This window comes from Burkholderia sp. SJZ089 (assembly GCF_007828315.1).
GTDB classification, from domain to species: domain Bacteria; phylum Pseudomonadota; class Gammaproteobacteria; order Burkholderiales; family Burkholderiaceae; genus Burkholderia; species Burkholderia gladioli.
On record NZ_VIUM01000011.1, the window covers coordinates 179882 to 196968 of the forward strand.

15 protein-coding genes and 1 pseudogene are annotated in these 17087 nt (G+C 69.0%); 5 read left to right on the forward strand and 11 right to left on the reverse strand.

Annotated elements, in window-relative coordinates:
- Positions 1 to 18 precede the first annotated feature (18 nt).
- From leuS to bamE, 5 genes and pseudogenes are all read right to left on the reverse strand, one after another.
- Complete coding sequence (gene leuS / locus FB600_RS21210; protein ID WP_145757324.1) at positions 19 to 2613, reverse strand: leucine--tRNA ligase; 2595 nt, start codon at positions 2611 to 2613, stop codon at positions 19 to 21.
- 94 nt (positions 2614 to 2707) lie between these two features.
- A pseudogene (locus FB600_RS21215) lies at positions 2708 to 3308 on the reverse strand (ExbD/TolR family protein).
- Between the two features lie 13 nt (positions 3309 to 3321).
- Positions 3322 to 4020 (reverse strand): MotA/TolQ/ExbB proton channel family protein, encoded by a 699-nt coding sequence (locus tag FB600_RS21220; RefSeq protein ID WP_013696631.1) that lies wholly within the window; start codon positions 4018 to 4020, stop codon positions 3322 to 3324.
- Positions 4021 to 4042: 22 nt separating this feature from the next.
- Positions 4043 to 4840 carry a 4-hydroxy-tetrahydrodipicolinate reductase gene (dapB, locus tag FB600_RS21225; protein ID WP_096749746.1) on the reverse strand — a complete coding sequence of 266 codons (798 nt, stop codon included), beginning with the start codon at positions 4838 to 4840 and terminating at the stop codon, positions 4043 to 4045.
- A 127-nt stretch (positions 4841 to 4967) separates the two neighbouring features.
- Complete coding sequence (gene bamE / locus FB600_RS21230; RefSeq protein WP_098181320.1) at positions 4968 to 5849, reverse strand: outer membrane protein assembly factor BamE; 882 nt, start codon at positions 5847 to 5849, stop codon at positions 4968 to 4970.
- A gap of 155 nt (positions 5850 to 6004) precedes the next feature.
- Here bamE and fur point away from each other — a divergent pair, with 155 nt between their 5' ends.
- Complete coding sequence (gene fur, locus FB600_RS21235) at positions 6005 to 6433, forward strand: ferric iron uptake transcriptional regulator (protein ID WP_013696628.1); 429 nt, start codon at positions 6005 to 6007, stop codon at positions 6431 to 6433.
- 145 nt (positions 6434 to 6578) lie between these two features.
- Here the strand turns inward: fur and FB600_RS21240 are convergent, their stop codons facing one another.
- The 3 genes from FB600_RS21240 to FB600_RS21250 form a co-directional block, all read right to left on the reverse strand.
- Positions 6579 to 7121: an ureidoglycolate lyase gene (locus tag FB600_RS21240; protein ID WP_013696627.1), complete on the reverse strand. Its 543-nt coding sequence runs from the start codon at positions 7119 to 7121 to the stop codon at positions 6579 to 6581.
- 13 nt (positions 7122 to 7134) lie between these two features.
- Complete coding sequence (gene alc, locus FB600_RS21245; protein WP_103692260.1) at positions 7135 to 8145, reverse strand: allantoicase; 1011 nt, start codon at positions 8143 to 8145, stop codon at positions 7135 to 7137.
- A gap of 116 nt (positions 8146 to 8261) precedes the next feature.
- A complete protein-coding gene (locus FB600_RS21250; protein ID WP_013696625.1) occupies positions 8262 to 9602 on the reverse strand; it encodes a C4-dicarboxylate transporter DctA in 1341 nt (446 codons plus the stop codon).
- Positions 9603 to 9810: 208 nt separating this feature from the next.
- Between FB600_RS21250 and FB600_RS21255 the strand changes: the two genes are divergently transcribed.
- Positions 9811 to 10503, forward strand: a complete 693-nt coding sequence (locus FB600_RS21255; RefSeq protein WP_096749749.1) for a FadR/GntR family transcriptional regulator — start codon at positions 9811 to 9813, stop codon at positions 10501 to 10503.
- Between the two features lie 117 nt (positions 10504 to 10620).
- Here the strand turns inward: FB600_RS21255 and gap are convergent, their stop codons facing one another.
- Positions 10621 to 11631, reverse strand: coding sequence for a type I glyceraldehyde-3-phosphate dehydrogenase (gap, locus tag FB600_RS21260; protein ID WP_013696623.1), 1011 nt, complete (start codon positions 11629 to 11631; stop codon positions 10621 to 10623).
- 96 nt (positions 11632 to 11727) lie between these two features.
- Positions 11728 to 13749 carry a transketolase gene (gene tkt, locus FB600_RS21265; protein ID WP_145757325.1) on the reverse strand — a complete coding sequence of 674 codons (2022 nt, stop codon included), beginning with the start codon at positions 13747 to 13749 and terminating at the stop codon, positions 11728 to 11730.
- A 356-nt stretch (positions 13750 to 14105) separates the two neighbouring features.
- On the opposite strand from tkt, the gene speE reads away from it, so the two are divergent.
- From speE to FB600_RS21280, 3 genes are read left to right on the forward strand one after another with little or no spacing between them, the layout of a single operon-like run.
- Positions 14106 to 14963, forward strand: coding sequence for a polyamine aminopropyltransferase (speE, locus tag FB600_RS21270; protein WP_096749751.1), 858 nt, complete (start codon positions 14106 to 14108; stop codon positions 14961 to 14963).
- Between the two features lie 39 nt (positions 14964 to 15002).
- Positions 15003 to 15419: a VOC family protein gene (locus tag FB600_RS21275; RefSeq protein ID WP_013696620.1), complete on the forward strand. Its 417-nt coding sequence runs from the start codon at positions 15003 to 15005 to the stop codon at positions 15417 to 15419.
- On the forward strand, positions 15416 to 16177 hold the full coding sequence (locus FB600_RS21280) for a 16S rRNA (uracil(1498)-N(3))-methyltransferase (protein ID WP_096749752.1): 762 nt from the start codon (positions 15416 to 15418) through the stop codon (positions 16175 to 16177). The genes FB600_RS21275 and FB600_RS21280 overlap by 4 nt, the downstream gene beginning before the upstream one ends.
- Positions 16178 to 16253: 76 nt before the next feature.
- On the opposite strand, the gene FB600_RS21285 is transcribed toward FB600_RS21280, so the two are convergent.
- Positions 16254 to 16982 (reverse strand): hypothetical protein, encoded by a 729-nt coding sequence (locus FB600_RS21285; protein ID WP_127837636.1) that lies wholly within the window; start codon positions 16980 to 16982, stop codon positions 16254 to 16256.
- Positions 16983 to 17087 lie beyond the last annotated feature (105 nt).

The following is a 17087-nucleotide window of genomic DNA, read 5'->3' on the forward strand; positions in this document are numbered from 1 at the left end:
CTTGGTTCGTACTGCGCGTCAGACCACCACGTTGACGAGACGGCCCGGCACGACGATCACCTTCTTCGCCGGCTTGCCCTCGCCGAACTTCGCGAATGCCTCGTCGGCGAGCGCGGCCGCCTCGATCACCTCGCGGCTGGCGTCCTTCGCGACCTTGACCGCGCCGCGCACCTTGCCGTTGATCTGCAGCACCAGCTCGATCTCGGCCTGCTCCAGCGCGGCCTCGTCGACCTTCGGCCAGGGCGCGTCGAGCAGCGTGCCGAATTCGTCGGCATAGGCGAGTTCCCGCCACAGCGCGAAGGTCAGGTGCGGCACCACCGGGTACAGCACGCGCAGCAGGATCCCGTAGGTCTCGCGCAGCACCGCGCCCGGCGCGCCCTTGGCACCCTCGATCGCGTTGAGCATCTTCATCGCGGCCGACACCACGGTGTTGTACTGCAGGCGCTGGTAGTCGAAATCGGCCTGCTTCAGCACGGCGTGGATCTCGCGGCGCAGCGCCTTGGCGGTCTCGTCGAGCGCGGCGGCGTCGAGCGCGTCACGCGTCACCAGCGCCTCGCGATTGGCCGAGGCGAAGGCCCAGACGCGGCGCAGGAAGCGGCTCGCGCCTTCCACACCGGCACCCGACCATTCGAGCTGCTGCTCGGGCGGCGCGGCGAACATGGTGAACAGCCGGGCCGTGTCGGCGCCGTGCTGGTCGATCAGCAGTTGCGGATCGACGCCGTTGTTCTTCGACTTCGACATCTTCTCGATGCCGCCCAGCACCACCGGCTGGCCGTCGCCGTTGAGCACCGCGCCGACCGGGCGGCCCTTGTCGTCGTGCGTGACGGTCACGTCGGCCGGGTTGAACCAGCTCTTCTTGCCGTTCGCGTCCTCGCGGTAGAAGGTTTCGTTGAGCACCATGCCCTGGGTGAGCAGGTTTTTGGCCGGCTCGCCGAACTTCACCAGGCCCAGGTCGCGCATCACCTTGGTCCAGAAGCGCGAGTACAACAGGTGCAGGATCGCGTGCTCGATGCCGCCGATGTACTGGTCCATCGGCATCCAGTGATCGGTGCGCGCGTCGACCATGGTCGTCGCGTCGGGCGCCGTGTAGCGCGAGAAGTACCAGGACGAGTCGACGAAGGTGTCCATGGTATCGGTCTCGCGCTTGGCCGGCGCGCCGCACTTCGGACAGCTGCAGTTCAGGAAGGCTTCGGATTTCGCCAGCGGGTTGCCGGTGCCGTCCGGCACCAGGTCCTCGGGCAGCACCACCGGCAGGTCCGCCTCGGGCACCGGCACGTCGCCGCAGGACGGGCAGTGGATGATAGGGATCGGCGTGCCCCAGTAGCGCTGGCGCGACACGCCCCAGTCGCGCAGGCGCCAGGTGACCTGCTTGTCGCCGAAGCCGCCCGCGTTCAGGTCGGCCGACACGGCGTCGACCGCCGCCTCGTGGCCCAGGCCGTCGTACTTGCCGCTGTTGACGTTGACGCCCTTCGACTTGTCGCCGTACCACTCCTGCCAGGCCTCGCGCGACCAGGTCTCGCCCTCGACGGCGATCACCTGCCGCATCGGCAGGCCGTACTTGTTGGCGAACGCGAAATCGCGCTCGTCGTGCGCGGGCACGCCCATCACGGCGCCTTCGCCATAGCTCATCAGCACGTAGTTGCCGATCCACACCGGCACCGGCTCGCCGGTGAGCGGGTGCTTGACCGAGAAGCCGGTGGCCACGCCCTTCTTCTCCATGGTGGCCATGTCGGCCTCGGCCACGCCGCCCTGCTTGCACTCCTCGATGAAGGCGAGCAGCTCGGGACGGCCCTCGGCCAGGCGCGTGGCGAGCGGATGCTCGGCCGCCACCGCGCAGAAGGTCACGCCCATGATGGTATCGGCGCGCGTGGTGAACACGCGCAGCAGCTTCTGCTCGCCGTCGAGTTCATACGGGAAGCCGAAGTTCACGCCGAAGCTCTTGCCGATCCAGTTCTGCTGCATGATCTTGACGCGCTCGGGCCAGCCCAGGCCGTCGAGGTCGTCGAGCAGTTCGTCGGCGTACTGCGTGATGCGCAGGTAGTACATCGGGATCTCGCGCTTCTCGATCAGCGCGCCCGAGCGCCAGCCGCGCCCGTCGATCACCTGCTCGTTGGCCAGCACGGTCTGGTCGACCGGATCCCAGTTGACGGTGCCCGTCTTCTTGTAGGCGATGCCCTTCTCGAGCATCTTCAGGAACAGCCACTGGTTCCACTTGTAGTAGTCGGGCTTGCAGGTGGCGATCTCGCGCGACCAGTCGATCGCCAGGCCCATCGACTGCATCTGGCCCTTCATGTAGGCGATGTTGTCGTAGGTCCACTTCGCGGGCGGCACGCCGTTGGCCATCGCGGCGTTCTCGGCCGGCATGCCGAACGCGTCCCAGCCCATCGGCATCAGCGTGTTGTAGCCGTTCATCCGCAGATAGCGGTACATCACGTCGTTGATCGTGTAGTTGCGTACGTGACCCATGTGCAGCTTGCCGGACGGGTAAGGCAGCATCGACACGCAAAAGAACTTCGGCTTTTGCGAATCTTCCTTCGTCAGGTAGGCGTCGGTATCGCGCCAATCGCGCTGGACGGCGGCTTCGACGTCGGCGGGTACGTATCGTTCTTGCATGGTGTGGTTCGGCTAGGCTGTCGGCACGCGCGACGCGCGCGCAGGCTGGAGTGGATCGAAAGTCGCACTCCCCGGATCGCGGGGAAAGGGTCGATTATACCGCCCGCTCAGGCCCCTCAGGCCATCGCGCGCGGCGTGGGGCGGCGACGCCCGTCGGCCGGGGCAGCCGGCGCGGGCGCGGGCCTGGCGAAGGCGCCTCGCCGGGTGGCTCAGCCGCCGCTCGGCCTGCCCGCTGCGGGAGCTGCGGGCGTAGCCGCGCCGCGCGCGGGCGGCGCTGCCGCCGCATCGGGATCGGTGACGAAGCCGATGCGCGACAGGCCCGCCGCCTGGGCCGCCCCCATCACGCGCGCGATCACCTCGTAGCGGGCCGAGGCGGCCGCGCGCAGATGCAGCTCGGGCGGTTGCGGCTGCGCGGCGGCGGCGCGAAACCGTGCCACCAGCGCGTCCTGGCTCAGCGGCGTCGCGTCCCAGAACAGATGGCCGTCGGCGTCGATCGACAGCGTGATGGTGTCGGGCAGCTCGCGCGCGCTGGCCGAGGCGACCTTCGGCAGGTCGAGCCGGATCGCGTGCGTGAGCAGCGGCGCGGTGATGATGAAGATCACCAGCAGCACCAGCATCACGTCGATCAGCGGCGTCATGTTGATATCCGCCATCGGCGCGGCCGCTTCCTGGTGATCGAGTCCGCCGAATGCCATCTCGCCTCCCGTGTCAGGCGCCGTCGCCGGCTGATTGGCCCGCTGCGCCGCCGGGCTCGCCGCCCGCCGTGGCATGCAGGTCGCGCGCGAAGCCGTCGAGATCCTCGCTCAGCTGGCGCACCAGGCGCCCGAGCAGGTTGTAGGCGAGCACGGCCGGGATCGCCACCACCAGGCCGAAGGCGGTCATGATCAGCGCCTCGCCGACCGGCCCGGCCACGTTGCCGATCTGCGCCTGGCCGCTCTCGGCGATGCTGCCGAGCGCGTGATAGATGCCCCACACGGTGCCGAGCAGCCCGACGAAGGGCGCCGTGCTGGCGATCGAGGCCAGCAGCACCAGGCCGAATTCGAGCCGGCGCTGCGAGCCGCGCATCGCCTGGCGCACCGCGCGCAGCACGCGTTCGCCGCGCTCCACGCGCGCCCCGAGCAGGCTGGGCGCGGCGTCGGCCGCCTCCCGCGCGGCCTCGGCCAGCGGCGCGAACACCCGCTCGCGATCAGCCGAGCGCAGCGCGGCCAGCCCCTCGTCGAACGAGCCGGCGCGCCAGAACGCGGCGATCGCCCCCGGGCCCTGGCGCTTCGCGCGCGCCAGCGTCCAGGCCTTCACCAGCAGGAAGCACCAGCTCGCGACCGACATCGCGAACAGCAGCCAGGCCACGCCGTGCGTGACGGCATCGCCGCTCGCCAGATAGTGGACTACGCCGGTTTCCGTCGCCATGCGCGCCTCCCGGGGTTGCGGCTCAGCGCAGGCCGAGCACGTCCTGCATGTCGAACAGCCCGGCCGGCTTGTCGGCCAGGAAGCGCACCGCGCGCATCGATCCCTGCGCATACGAGACACGGCTCGAGGACTTGTGGGTGATCTCGATGCGTTCGCCGATGCCGGCGAACAGCACGGTGTGGTCGCCCACGATGTCGCCGCCGCGGATCGCCGTGAAGCCGATCGTCGAGGGATCGCGCGGGCCGGTCTCGCCGTGGCGGTCGTAGACCGCGCAATCCTCGAGCTTGCGACCCAGCGAGGCGGCCACGGTCTCGCCCATCATCAGCGCGGTGCCCGAGGGCGCATCGACCTTGTGGCGGTGATGCGCCTCGATGATCTCGATGTCGTAACCCTGCGCGAACTGCCTGGCGGCGAATTCGAGCAGCTTCAGCGTGACGTTCACGCCCACGCTCATGTTCGCCGAGAACACGATGCCGACCTGGCTCGCCGCCTCGCGCAGCAGCGCCTTCTGCGCCTCGCTGAAGCCGGTGGTGCCGATCACCAGCTTGACGCCGTGGCGGCGCGCCGCGTCGAGGTAACCGATCGTGGTGTCGGGCCGCGTGAAGTCGATCAGGCAGTCGGCCTCGGCGAACACGCGCTCGACGTCGTCGGTGATGGCGACGCCGGTCGGCTTGCCGAGGAAGGCGCCCGCGTCCTGGCCCAGGTGGGCCGAACCCGGGCGGCCGAGCGCGCCGACCAGGGTGGCGTCGGCGTCGTTGAGCACCGCTTCGATCAGCATCCGGCCCATACGGCCCGATGCACCGGCAATGGCAATTTTCATGGTCGTGTTGCGTATCTGCTTGATGAGCTTGAAAACGTGAAGGCTTCGCGCGACCGCCGGATCCAGCGCCGGCGAGGGCGGAAACGAACCGGGCGGCCGAAGCCGCCCGTCTGGGTAGTCTGCCCGCTCAGTTCGAGTTCGGCGGCGCCGAGATATCGGCCGGCGGCGCCGTCAGCGGCTGGTTCGGCAACTGGTCGGAGCCCTGCGGGCCGACCGGCTGGCTGCCGTCGCTCGGCGCGGTGGGCTGCGGCGGACGATGGAACTGGAACTGCGGCTGGATCGCCGGGCTCGCTCCCGGCGGCAGGCCGCCCGGCGTCGGCGCGGACGGCGCGGTCTGCGAGGACGGCCGGAAGCGGCTGGCCTGCGAGCCCTGGCCCGATACCTGGGCGGTGGCGCGGTTGGCCGCGCGCGCGGCCTCGGTATTCGCGTCGGATTGGCCGACCTGGCTGGCCGAAGCCGGCGGCGCCGGGTTGGCCGGGGCAGCGGCGGCGGGTGCCAGGTCCGGCGGCACCGGCGTGCCGGCCGGGGCCGCGGCACCGGCAGAAGCCGCCGCGCTGGCCGAAGCGGCCGATGCCGGCGCCGCTGCGGCGGCCTTCGCCTTCTTCTTGCCGCGACGGTCGCCGTCGATGTCGGCCAGCAGGTCGAGTTCGGACGGGAGGTTCTCGGCGCCGCTCCAGCTCGCCAGGCGGTCGTTCTGGAAGTGGACGACCAGGTCACGCTGCTGGACCACCGAGGTCGAGCCGCGCTTGAAGTAGAACAGGTAATCCCAGCGGTCCGCGTGGAACATGTCGGCCAGCAGCGGCGTGCCGAGCAGCGCGCGGACCTGTTCGCGGGTCATGCCGGCCTGCAGTTGCGAGGCCTTTTCCTGTGAGACGAAATTGCCCTGGACGACCGTGATGCGGTAAGGCGTGATGCTCTGCGCGATTCGTTGCGTGACGCTGTCATAAGACGAACAGCCTGCCAGCGTGACGACGGCGACAACGACGGCAGCAGTGATGGCACTCCGCATGCGGGTCCTCTGAATGTTGCGAACGGGATACGGGAAACTTGTCCGTCACTGCGCCGATCTGCCGGGCGGGCCGCGCGACTCGGGTCACAGATGACTGACAGGGCGAAAAGCCGGTACTATTGGAACCCTGCATTGTACTCTAGGGACGCCTAGCCATGACCAATCCGACCGAGCTGAAGAATATCGGGCTCAAGGCCACCCTACCGCGCCTCAAGATTCTGGAAATCTTTCAGCAGAGCGAAGTCCGGCACCTGACCGCCGAGGACGTCTATCGCAACCTGCTGCACGAACAACTCGACATCGGCCTGGCCACGGTATACCGCGTGCTGACGCAGTTCGAGCAGGCCGGCCTGCTCACGCGCAGCAATTTCGAATCGGGCAAGGCGGTGTTCGAGCTGAACGAGGGTTCGCATCACGACCACCTGGTCTGTCTCGACTGCGGCCGCGTCGAGGAATTCTTCGACGCCGAGATCGAGAACCGCCAGCAGGCGATCGCCAAGACGCGCGGCTTCAAGCTGCAGGAGCACTCGCTGGCGATGTACGGTTCCTGCACCACCGAGAACTGCCCGCACCGCAAGCACTGATCGGCCGGCATCGCGCCGGCCCGCCAGGCAATCCGGCCCGACAAGGCGCAAGCCTTGCCGGGCCGGATCGTTTTCGGGCATCGGCCGGCTCGTCTTTCGGTTTCCTGACGAATGGCGCGCGCCAGTTCTTAAACGGGCGCCGAATTCACGCCGCGCCCTGCCGCGCGCCCGGCTCCGGCGACAGCAGCAGGCGCCGCGTATCGAGCACGATCTCGTCGCAATTCGGCTCGCCGTTGCCGCCGCGGTCGATCACCACGAAATCGCTGACGCGATCGAGCGCGAGCAGCGGGTGATGCCAGACGCCCCGGGCATAATTGACGCCCTGCCAGCCCTCGGCGAGAAAGGCGCGCAGCCGTGCCGGATCGAATTCGCCGGCCGGCGCGACCACCACCGCGTAGCGCCCGACCTCGGCCAGCGGCACGAAGGCCTGGCTGCCCAGCGGGTGCCGCTCCATCATCGCGATCTCGATCGGCCAGCGGCGCGGCTGGCCGCGGAACAGGTTGACGAGCGGGCGGCCGCCCGCCTCGCCGACATCGACGCTGGCGAGGTCGTGGAAGCGCTCGGTGGTGCCGCCGTTGATCGGAAAATGACGCGCGCCCTCCAGCTCGATCACGTCGCCGAACGGCGCGAAGGCCGCACGCGTGAGCGGCTCCAGCGGCAGCGCTTGCAGCAGGGGCGGCTGGTTCATGATCGCCTCCCGCTCACGCCGGCTCGGCCCACAGACGCAGGCGCGAGACACCGCCGTCGGGGAAGATGTTGAAGCGCACGTGGGTGACCGGGCCCAGCGCGGCCAGGCCGCTGTCGAACACGTGCAGGCTGTCCATCGACAGCTTTTGCTCGCCGAGCAGCTCCGGCCAGAACATCGCCTGCGTGACCAGCGAATCGTCGGTGCCGCCGGCCACCGAGGCGGCCTGCAGCGAGCAGCGATCGGGATAGTTGCCCTTGAAGTGCGCGGTGTCGACCTCGACGCGGCGGATGATCCCCGGGCGTGCCAGCGCCACGATCGCCCAGTCGTTGCCGGGTTCGCGGCGCCGCCGCGTCTCCCAGCCGTCGCCCATGTTCACGCCGCGCCCAGGCATCAGCATCTGCGAGGCGGGACCGAAGTGCTGGTTGTTGGCGGCGACCAGGTAGGCGCCGTTCTCGATCGCGGCCAGGTCGACCAGCTCGCCCGTGGCGGCGCGGCTCCAGTCGCGCTGCGGCTGGCCGTACACGCGCAGCCGCGCCAGCCCGCCGTCCGGATAGAGATTGACGCGCAGGTGGGTGACCACGCGCGGCGCGTCGACGGCGACGTAGTGATGGCGATTGCCCTGCAGCGTGGTGGCCGGCACCAGCGGCTGCCAGTCGGCCTGCTCCGGCGGCAGCTCGCCGTCGAACGCGCAGGCTTCGATCGAGGCGGCCGGCGGGAAGTTGCCGGTGAAATGGCTGGTATCGAGATCGACGCCGTGGACCACGCCGGGGCGCGCCAGCCTGACGATGCACCAGTCGTGGCCGGCCACGCGCTTGCGGCGCGTTTCCCAACCATCCATCCACTTGCCGTGATCGTCGTACTTGCCGGGGATGAAGACGGCCGGCTCGGGGTTGAGCATGCGCTCCATCGGCGCGAAGAAGTCGTCGCTGGAGGCCAGCGCCTTGGCGCCCAGGCGCGGGTCGGCGAGATTCATGTAGCGGCGCGTGAAGGCGGGCGCGTCGGGATCGAGGATCGGTGCAGCCATGATGTCTCCAGTCGGGTGAGAGGCCCGGCGCGGTGCCGGACTGCGAATCGGGAAAGCAGGGAAAGCGGGGAAGCGAGGAACAGGCGCGAAAGGGACGCGGTGGTGACGCGGCACCCTCAGAGCACGTGCGCGTGCTCGCCGCCGGCGAGCTTGCCGGGCGCGGCACCGGCCTCGCCATGCTCCTCCTCGACCGGCACGTAGCGCAGCTCGCGGTTCAGCACGCGGCGCGCGCGGGCGACGTCGATGTCGTGCTCCCAGACCGCCACCACCACGGTGGCCACGCAATTGCCGACCAGGTTGGTGAGCGCGCGCGCGATGCCGACGAACCAGTCGACGGGCAGGATCAGCACCAGGCCGAGCACCGGAATCGCCGGGATCGCCGAGAGCGTCGCGGCCAGGATCACGATCGCCGAGCCGGGGATGCCGTGCGCGCCTTTTGAGGTGACCAGCGAGACCAGCAGCACGATGATCAGGTCGTGCGCGGACAGCGGTGTATTGGTGGCCTGCGCGATGAACAGCACGGCCAGCGTCAGGTAGATCGAGAAGCCGTCGAGATTGAACGAGTAGCCGGTGGGGATCACCAGGCCGACGGTGGAATCCTTCACGCCCATCCATTCGAGCTTGCGCATCACCTGCGGCAGCACCGCGTCAGAGGAGGCGGTGCCGAGCACGATCATCAGCTCCTCGCGCAGGTAGCGGATCAGCTTGAACACGCTGAAGCCGGCCAGGCGCATGACGGTGCCGAGCACCACCGCGACGAACAGCGCGCAGCTCACGTAGAACACCGCCACCAGCAGGCCGAGCTGCTTGAGCGAGGCCACGCCGTACTTGCCGGTGGTGAAGGCGATCGCGCCGAGCACGCCCAGCGGCGCGAGCCGGATGATGAAGCCCATCACGCGAAAGCAGACCTGCGAGAACTCGTCGATGATGCCGCTGATGCGGCTGGCACGCTCGCCGAGCAGGGACAGCGCCGAGCCGAACAGCACCGCGAACACCAGGATCTGCAGGATGTCGCCCTTGGCGAAGGCATCGAAGGCCGTGTCGGGGATGATCTTGAGCAGGTAGCCGGCGGTGTCCTTGAGGCTCTGCGCGTTCTTCGCGTAGTCGGCCAGCGAGGCCGCGTCGAGCGAGCCGAGCGCGACGTTCATGCCGGCGCCGGGCCGCGTGAGGACCGCCAGCAACAGGCCGATGCCGAGCGCCAGCGTGGTCATCAGCTCGAAGTAGACGATCGCCTTCACGCCGACGCGCCCCACCTTCTTCAAGTCGCCGGCATTCGCAATGCCGCCCACCACCACGCAGAACACGATCGGCCCGATCACCATCTTGATCAGCTTCAGGAAGCCGTCGCCGAGCGGGCGCAGCGACTGCGCCGCGTGCGGAAAGGCGGCGCCGAGCGCCACGCCGATCACCAGCGCGATCACCACGCGCCCGAACAAGGAATTCAGAAACCTCGCCATCACACCTCCCGTCACCGCGCTTGTCGTGGATCTTACTGTTCTGACTGGTCATACCAGTTAGGTTATGGCGAAGTGTAGGAAGCCGATATACGCGCGTCAACCGTGTCAAAAACCGGGATTACCCGATACGCGACAGCGGGTCGGGCGCCGGCGGCGCGGCATGGATGGGCGGATTACAATGCCGGTCTGACCGGCCCCGCATGTAGTCATGAAGAACCTGCCCCAAACCGTTACCGACGCCGCCGTGGCGACCATCCAGGCCCGCATCGAAACCGGCGCCTACCCGGTCGGCAGCCTGCTGCCGGCGCAGCGCCAGCTCTCCGAGGAACTGGAGATCAGCCGTGCCTCGCTGCGCGAGGCGCTGTCGACGCTGGAGGCGCTCGGCATGCTGACGATCCGGCCCGGCAAGGGCGTCTACGTGGAGCGCGCGCAGGCCGCGGCCGGCCATCCCTGGCGCTTCGCGGCGCAATCCTCGCCGCCCGATACCTACCAGATGCGTTATGCGCTGGAGGGTTTCGCGGCGCGCATGGCGGCGCTGGCGATCAGCGACACCGACCTCGCCTGGTTCGAGGAGAACCTGGCCGCGCTGCACGTGGCGCTGGTCGACAACGCGCTGGACGCCGCCGCCCAGCTCGACTTCGAATTCCACATGCGGATCCTCGCGCTGGCCGGCAACGCGGCAATCGAATCGGTGCTGCGCAACAGCGCCGACATCATGAAGGAAAGCCAGCGCATGCCCTTCTACCGGCGCGAGCTGATGCTCTCGACCTGGCACGAGCATCGCGCCATCGTCGACGCGCTCACCGCGCGCGACTCGGCCGCGGCCGGCCGGGCCATCGAGATCCATATCGAGAGCGCCGCGCAGCGTGCCGGCGTGTTCTTCCCGACGCCGAGCGGTTGAAGCCGGCTCCCCCACCCGCCCCAGAAAGACAAACCCGCCGCCGCGCACGGGGCGCGACGGCGGGTTTTTGCAACTGAATCGCAACAGGCACGGCCAGCCGGCCGCGCCCGAGCCGATTTACTTTGCGTTGGCGAACGCGACTGCCGTGTCCAGCATGCGGTTCGAGAAGCCCCACTCGTTGTCGTACCAGCTCGACACCTTCACCAGGCGGCCCGACACCTTGGTCAGCGTCGAATCGAACGAGGACGAGGCCGGGTTGTGGTTGAAGTCGACCGACACCAGCGGCTGGTCGTTATAGGCCAGGATGCCCTTGAGCGCGCCTTCCGACGCTTCCTTCATGATCGCGTTGACTTCCTCGACCGTGGTATCGCGCTTGGCGATGAAGGACAGGTCGACGATCGACACGTTGATGGTCGGCACGCGGATCGCGTAGCCGTCCAGCTTGCCGTTCAGTTCAGGCAGCACCAGGCCGACCGCGGCGGCCGCGCCGGTCTTGGTCGGGATCTGGCTGTGCGTGGCCGAACGGGCGCGGCGCAGGTCTTCGTGATAGACGTCGGTCAGCACCTGGTCGTTGGTGTAGGCGTGGATCGTCGTCATCAGGCCGGTTTCGAGGCCGATCTTGTCGTGCAGCGGCTTGACCAGCGGCGCCAGGCAGTTGGTGGTGCACGATGCGTTCGAGATCACGGTGTGCTCGGCCTTCAGCACGTCGTGGTTGACGCCGTAGACGATGGTCGCGTCGACGTCCTTGCCGCCCGGCGCCGAGATGATCACCTTCTTCGCGCCGCCCTTCAGGTGGGCGCTGGCCTTTTCCTTGGTGGTGAAGAAGCCCGTGCACTCGAACACCACGTCGACGCCGAGCTCGCCCCACGGCAGTTCGGCCGGGTTGCGGTTGGCCAGCACGCGGATGCGGTCGCCGTTGACGATCAGGTAGTCGCCGTCGACCGACACTTCGCCGGGGAAGCGGCCGTGCGCCGTGTCGTACTGCGTCAGGTGCGCGTTGGTCTTGGCATCGCCGAGGTCGTTGATCGCGACGATCTCGATGTCATGCTTCTTGCCGTTTTCGTAGAAAGCGCGCAGCGTGTTGCGGCCGATGCGGCCGTAACCGTTGATTGCAACGCGAATCGTCATGGTCTATCTCCTGATGGCTGAAAAAAATACGTTTCGTGCAGCTTCACGGCGGCGCGCTCCGCGCCCGGGGAGGCAGAGGAGCGCGCCTGGTATCACTTAGGCGAGCACCTTCTTCGCCGTCTCGACCACGTTCTCGACGGTGAAGCCGAAGTACTTGAACAGCACGCCGGCCGGCGCCGATTCGCCGAAGGTGTCGATCCCGACCACGCCGCCCTCGAGGCCGACGTACTTGCGCCAGAAGTCGCTCACGCCCGCCTCGATCGCCACGCGGCGCACGCCGGCCGGCAGCACGCGCTCGCGGTACTCGGCGTCCTGGCGGTCGAACACGGTGGTGGCCGGCATCGACACCACGCGCGCGGCGATGCCCTGCTGCGCCAGCGGCTCGACGGCCTTCATCGCCAGCTCGACCTCGGAGCCGGTCGCGATCAGGATGATCTTGCGCGCGACGACGTCTTCCTGCCAGTCGCGCAGCACGTAGCCGCCCTTGGCGACATTGGCGATCTGGGCTTCGCTGCGCGTGTTGAACTGCAGGTTCTGGCGGCTGAAGATCAGGCAGGACGGACGCTGGGCGGCGATCGCCTCGGTCCAGCCCACCGCCGTCTCGACCGTGTCGGCCGGGCGCCAGACGTCGAGGTTCGGGATCAGGCGCAGGCTGGCGACGTGCTCGATCGACTGGTGGGTCGGGCCGTCCTCGCCCAGGCCGATCGAATCGTGGGTGAACACGAAGATCGACGGGGCCTTCATCAGCGCGGCCACGCGCAGCGCGTTGCGGCTGTAATCGGAGAAGGTCAGGAAGGTGCCGCCGAAGGGCTTGTAGCCGCCGTGCAGGACCAGGCCGTTGATGGCCGCGCTCATGCCGAATTCGCGCACGCCGTAGTTGACGTGGTTGCCCCACTGGATGCCGTGCTCGCCGGCGCGCACCGGCTTGGAGGCCTTCCAGTTGGTGAGGTTCGAGCCGGTCAGGTCGGCCGAGCCGCCGAGCAGTTCCGGCAGCGCCGCGGCCAGGCCCTCGATGGTCTGCTGCGAGGCCTTGCGGGTGGCAACCGTCTCGCCGCGCTCGTTGGCGCCGGCGACAATGGCGGCGGCCTTCTCGGCCCAGTCGGTCGGCAGCTTGTTGGCCGCGCGGCGCTCGAACTCGGCCGCCTCGGCCGGGTACTTGGCGCGGTAGGCGTCGAACGCGCCCTGCCAGTGCGCTTCGAACTTGGCGCCCGCGGCCTTGGCATCCCATGCCGCATAGACTTCCTGCGGGATCACGAAGGGTTCCCAGTTCCAGCCCAGCGCGGCGCGCGTCTTGGCGATTTCCTCGGCGCCGAGCGCCGCGCCGTGCACGTCGTGGCCGCCGGCCTTGGTGGCCGCGCCCTTGCCGATCACCGTCTTGCAGCAGATCAGGGTCGGACGATCCGATTGCTTGGCCTTTGCGATGGCCGCGTCGACCGCGTCGACGTCATGGCCGTTCACGCCCGGGATCACGTTCCAGCCATAGGCCTCGAAGCGCTTCGGGGTGTCGTCGTGGAACCAGTTGACCACGTCGCCGTCGATCGAGATGCCGTTGTCGTCGTACAGCGCGATCAGCTTGTTGAGCTTGAGCGTGCCGGCCAGCGAGCAGGCCTCGTGCGAGATGCCTTCCATCAGGCAGCCGTCGCCGACGAACACGTAGGTGTGGTGGTCGACGATCTTCGCGTCGGCCTTGTTGAACTCGGCCGCCAGCAGCGCCTCGCCGAGCGCCATGCCGACCGCGTTCGCCAGACCCTGGCCGAGCGGGCCGGTGGTGGTCTCGACGCCCGGCGTGATGCCGTATTCGGGGTGGCCCGGCGTCTTGGAGTGCAGCTGGCGGAAGTTCTTCAGCTCCTCGATCGGCAGTGCGTAGCCGCTCAGGTGCAACAGCGAGTACAGCAGCATCGAGCCATGGCCGTTGGACAGCACGAAGCGGTCGCGGTCGGCCCAATGCGGGTTGGTCGGGTTGTGGCGCAGGTGGCGCGACCACAGCGCGACGCCGATTTCGGCCATGCCCATCGGCATGCCGGGGTGGCCGGAGTTCGCTTGCTGGACGGCATCCATCGCGAGCGCGCGGATCGCGTTGGCCATCAGGGAGGTGTTGGCGGGAGACGAGGTCGTCATGTCGAGTCCGGAGAACGAGTCGAGAAAAACGGGGCACGGCATGTCCGGAAGCTCGCGGGCCAGCCGACCCCGGCGCGCGATGCGGCGCCATCAGGACGCGAAGCGGACGAGCAATCAGACGGGAGGCTGCAAAGCCGGTCATTTTAACAGAGACCCGGCCGGCGCCCCGGCTAAAACGGCTTCGCGACCGGGCTGAACGGCGAAACCGCGTCGCCGCATCTTCTCATGGGCGTGATTTTTGCGGCGCCGCAAGCCGCCGCCGGAGCCAGCGGGCCGCTTCCTGCCTCGCCGCGTTCCACTCGCCGCGCGCTCGCCTCCTATAATTCCCGGCATCGGCCCTGCCCTCGCCCCACCCCGTGAACACGACGCTCTTCTTCCATCCGTCCCCCGACGCGACCTACGGCTTCCCGAACGCGCGGCGGCTCGAGGCGCTCGCCTCGCCGCACCAGCGCATCGAGGTCTGGGACACGCCGCAGCTCGGCCGCTTGTTCACGCTCGACGGCCGGCCGATGACCTCCGTCGGCGACGAATACGTCTATCACGAATGCATGACGCACCCGGCCGCGCTGGCCCATCCGCAGCCGCGCCGGGCGCTGGTGCTCGGCGGCGGCGACGGCGGCGCCGCGCGCCAGTTGCTCAAGCATCCCTCGATCGAGCGGGTGGTGATCGCCGAACTCGACGCGGCCGTGGTCGAGATGGCGCGCCGCCACCTCGGCGCGGTGCACGAGGGTGCGCTCGACGATCCGCGCGTCGAGCTGGTGATCGGCGACGCCTCGCAGTACGTGGCGCGCAGCAGTTGCCACTTCGACCTGGTGGTGTTCGACCTGACGCCGCCCGATTCGCCGGCCGCCGGCCTCTACACGCGCGATTTCCTGGCGCGGCTCAAGCGGATCCTGACGCCCTGCGCGGCGCTCTCGATGCACCTGGGCGCGCCGGGCTTCCACGCGAAGCGGATCGCCGCGCTGGTGGCCGAGCTGCGCGCCAGCTTCGCGGTGGTCGCCCCGCTGGCCGCGCCGGTGCCGCTGTACGGCGGCGAATGGCTGATGGCGGTGGCCAGCGACACGCTCGACGCGGGCGCGCTGTTCGCCCACGACGTCGGGGAGCGGCTGGCCGAGCGTGGCGTCACGGGGCTGCGCTTCTACGATGCCGAGCTGCATCCGGCCTTGTTCACCCTGCGTCGCACGCTGCGCGATACACTCGGCCTACGGCGCTGATCGGCGCCCATCGTCCCCCATCCCGCAGGAGACTGTTTGATGACCGACCCACGTCCGGCCAACGTGCCCTGGTTGACGCCCTATCTGGCCGTTCGCAACGCCCAGGCGTCGATCCGCTTCTATGGCGACGCATTCGGGTTCGAAACGCGTGAATTGATCGACGAAGACGGCGCGATCATGCACGTCGAGATGAGCTACCACGGCCAGTTGATCCTGATGTTCGCGCCCGAGGGCGCGTTCGGCTCGACCGCGCGCACGCCGCGCAGCGCCGACAGCATGGCGCCGCAATCCTTCTACCTGTATGTCGACGACGTCGATGCCGCGCACCAGCGCGCGCTCGCGGCCGGCGGCAAGTCGCTGACCTCGCCCTGCGACCAGTTCTGGGGCGACCGCTTCGCCCAGGTCGAGGACCTGGACGGCTACCGCTGGGCATTGGCGAGGCGCATCGAGGCATGAACGGCAGCAGCACTTCCGCGGTTCCGCGATTTTTCGTCGATGTCCCGCTGGCCGACCAGGCCAGCATCGTGCTGCCCGCCGAGGTCGCGCGCCATGTCCAGGTGCTGCGTCTGGAGCCCGGCGATGCGCTGACGCTGTTCGACGGCAGCGGCGGCCAGTATCGCGCCGAACTGGTCGAGATCGGCAAGCGCACGGCCGTGGCCCGCACGCTGGCCTTCGAGGCGCGCGAGCTGGAGGCGCCATACCGGATCACGCTCGCGCAGGGCATCGCCGGCGGAGACAAGATGGACTGGCTGATCGAGAAGGCGGTCGAGCTGGGCGTGGCCGGCGTGGCGCCGCTATCGACCTCGCGCGGCGTGGTGAGGCTTTCCGGCGAACGCGCCGACAAGCGCGTGGCGCACTGGCAGGGCGTGGTGCGCGCCGCCTGCGAGCAATGCGGGCGCAATCGCGTGCCGGCGGTGGCTGCCGTGTCCGACTACGCGGCCTGGCTGGCGGCGTTGCCGCCGCCGGTCGAGGGTGAAGTGCGATTGATGTTGTCGCCGCGAGCGAGCATCGCCTTCGCCGAGTTGCCGGAGCAAGCGCCGACCGGCGAGATCCGCCTGCTGATCGGCCCCGAAGGCGGCTTGTCGCCGGCCGAGGAAGATGCCGCGCGCGAATGCAGCTTCCAGGCCATCGTGCTGGGCGCGCGCGTACTGCGCACCGAAACGGCCGGAATGGCGATGCTGGCGGCGCTGGCCGCGCGTTGGGGAGGCTGGTAGGCGGCGGGCAGGAACTCGAGGCGGCCCGGCCAACGGGCTTGTCGTGGCTTGCGCGCCGAACTGCCGCCAAATCCGCTCAATCTCCGCGCATCTGCGTCGGCATGCCCAGCGTCTCGAGGATCGGCTTCGATACCGTCTCGAGCAGCGTGCCGGGATCCGTCGCGCGCCAACCTTGCAGGTCACTGCCGCTCAGTTGGAGCGTGCCGCTGACCGGCAACTCGATCGGCGCGGCGGGAATCATCCCGGCCAGCTTGGTGGCCATTGCCGCGCGAGCCTCGACGGCAGCCTGCTCCGACCTGACGACCTGGCGCGGCATCACCACCCGCAGCCGCTCCATCACCGGCGCGAGGTTCGCCACCTCGCAGACATAGGCGACCTGGGCGCTCGACGGCCCGTCGCCGCCCGAATCGGCCTCACGCGTCTCGCCCGTGACGCGGCAGCGCGAACGCGCGATCGCGTCCGCCACCGCCGCGAACATCGCGCGCAAGGGTTCGCTCAAGGCCTCGCGCTGCGCCGGCGGCATCGATTCGGTGAGCCGCTCCGCCAGATGGCGCGGGTTTTCCGCCCGCGCCTGCGCATAGGCCTGGAGATCGATCGCATCGCGGCCGCCCGCGATGTCGCGCATGGTGTCGTTGTACTGCTGGCCGTGCGCCAAATCTCCGTTGACGAACAGCGCCAGCAGCAATTCGGTAGTCTGGCTCGGCGACAACGGCGCGGCGCGAGCGGGCACGGCCGCGATCAGCATCGCGCCGGCCAAGGCCAGCACGACGCGGGACAGGATGCGCGGGATCTGCATGGGAATCATGGAGTGATGGCCCTGGAACCGGGCAAAAGCAGGAAAAGGAGATGGCAACCCGCCCGAGCATGCCCGAGGCCATCGGCGGATGCAAAAAAGCCCGCGCTCGGCGGG

Coding starts and splice junctions, on each gene's coding strand:
- FB600_RS21255 (WP_096749749.1), top strand. CDS start 9,811: ATGAAGAACCTGCCCCAAACCGTTACCGACGCCGCCGTGGCGACCATC.
- leuS (WP_145757324.1), bottom strand. CDS start 2,613: ATGCAAGAACGATACGTACCCGCCGACGTCGAAGCCGCCGTCCAGCGC.
- tkt (WP_145757325.1), bottom strand. CDS start 13,749: ATGACGACCTCGTCTCCCGCCAACACCTCCCTGATGGCCAACGCGATC.
- alc (WP_103692260.1), bottom strand. CDS start 8,145: ATGGCTGCACCGATCCTCGATCCCGACGCGCCCGCCTTCACGCGCCGC.
- FB600_RS21250 (WP_013696625.1), bottom strand. CDS start 9,602: ATGGCGAGGTTTCTGAATTCCTTGTTCGGGCGCGTGGTGATCGCGCTG.
- FB600_RS21285 (WP_127837636.1), bottom strand. CDS start 16,982: ATGATTCCCATGCAGATCCCGCGCATCCTGTCCCGCGTCGTGCTGGCC.
- FB600_RS21275 (WP_013696620.1), top strand. CDS start 15,003: ATGACCGACCCACGTCCGGCCAACGTGCCCTGGTTGACGCCCTATCTG.
- gap (WP_013696623.1), bottom strand. CDS start 11,631: ATGACGATTCGCGTTGCAATCAACGGTTACGGCCGCATCGGCCGCAAC.
- FB600_RS21220 (WP_013696631.1), bottom strand. CDS start 4,020: ATGGCGACGGAAACCGGCGTAGTCCACTATCTGGCGAGCGGCGATGCC.
- dapB (WP_096749746.1), bottom strand. CDS start 4,840: ATGAAAATTGCCATTGCCGGTGCATCGGGCCGTATGGGCCGGATGCTG.
- bamE (WP_098181320.1), bottom strand. CDS start 5,849: ATGCGGAGTGCCATCACTGCTGCCGTCGTTGTCGCCGTCGTCACGCTG.
- FB600_RS21240 (WP_013696627.1), bottom strand. CDS start 7,121: ATGAACCAGCCGCCCCTGCTGCAAGCGCTGCCGCTGGAGCCGCTCACG.
- fur (WP_013696628.1), top strand. CDS start 6,005: ATGACCAATCCGACCGAGCTGAAGAATATCGGGCTCAAGGCCACCCTA.
- FB600_RS21280 (WP_096749752.1), top strand. CDS start 15,416: ATGAACGGCAGCAGCACTTCCGCGGTTCCGCGATTTTTCGTCGATGTC.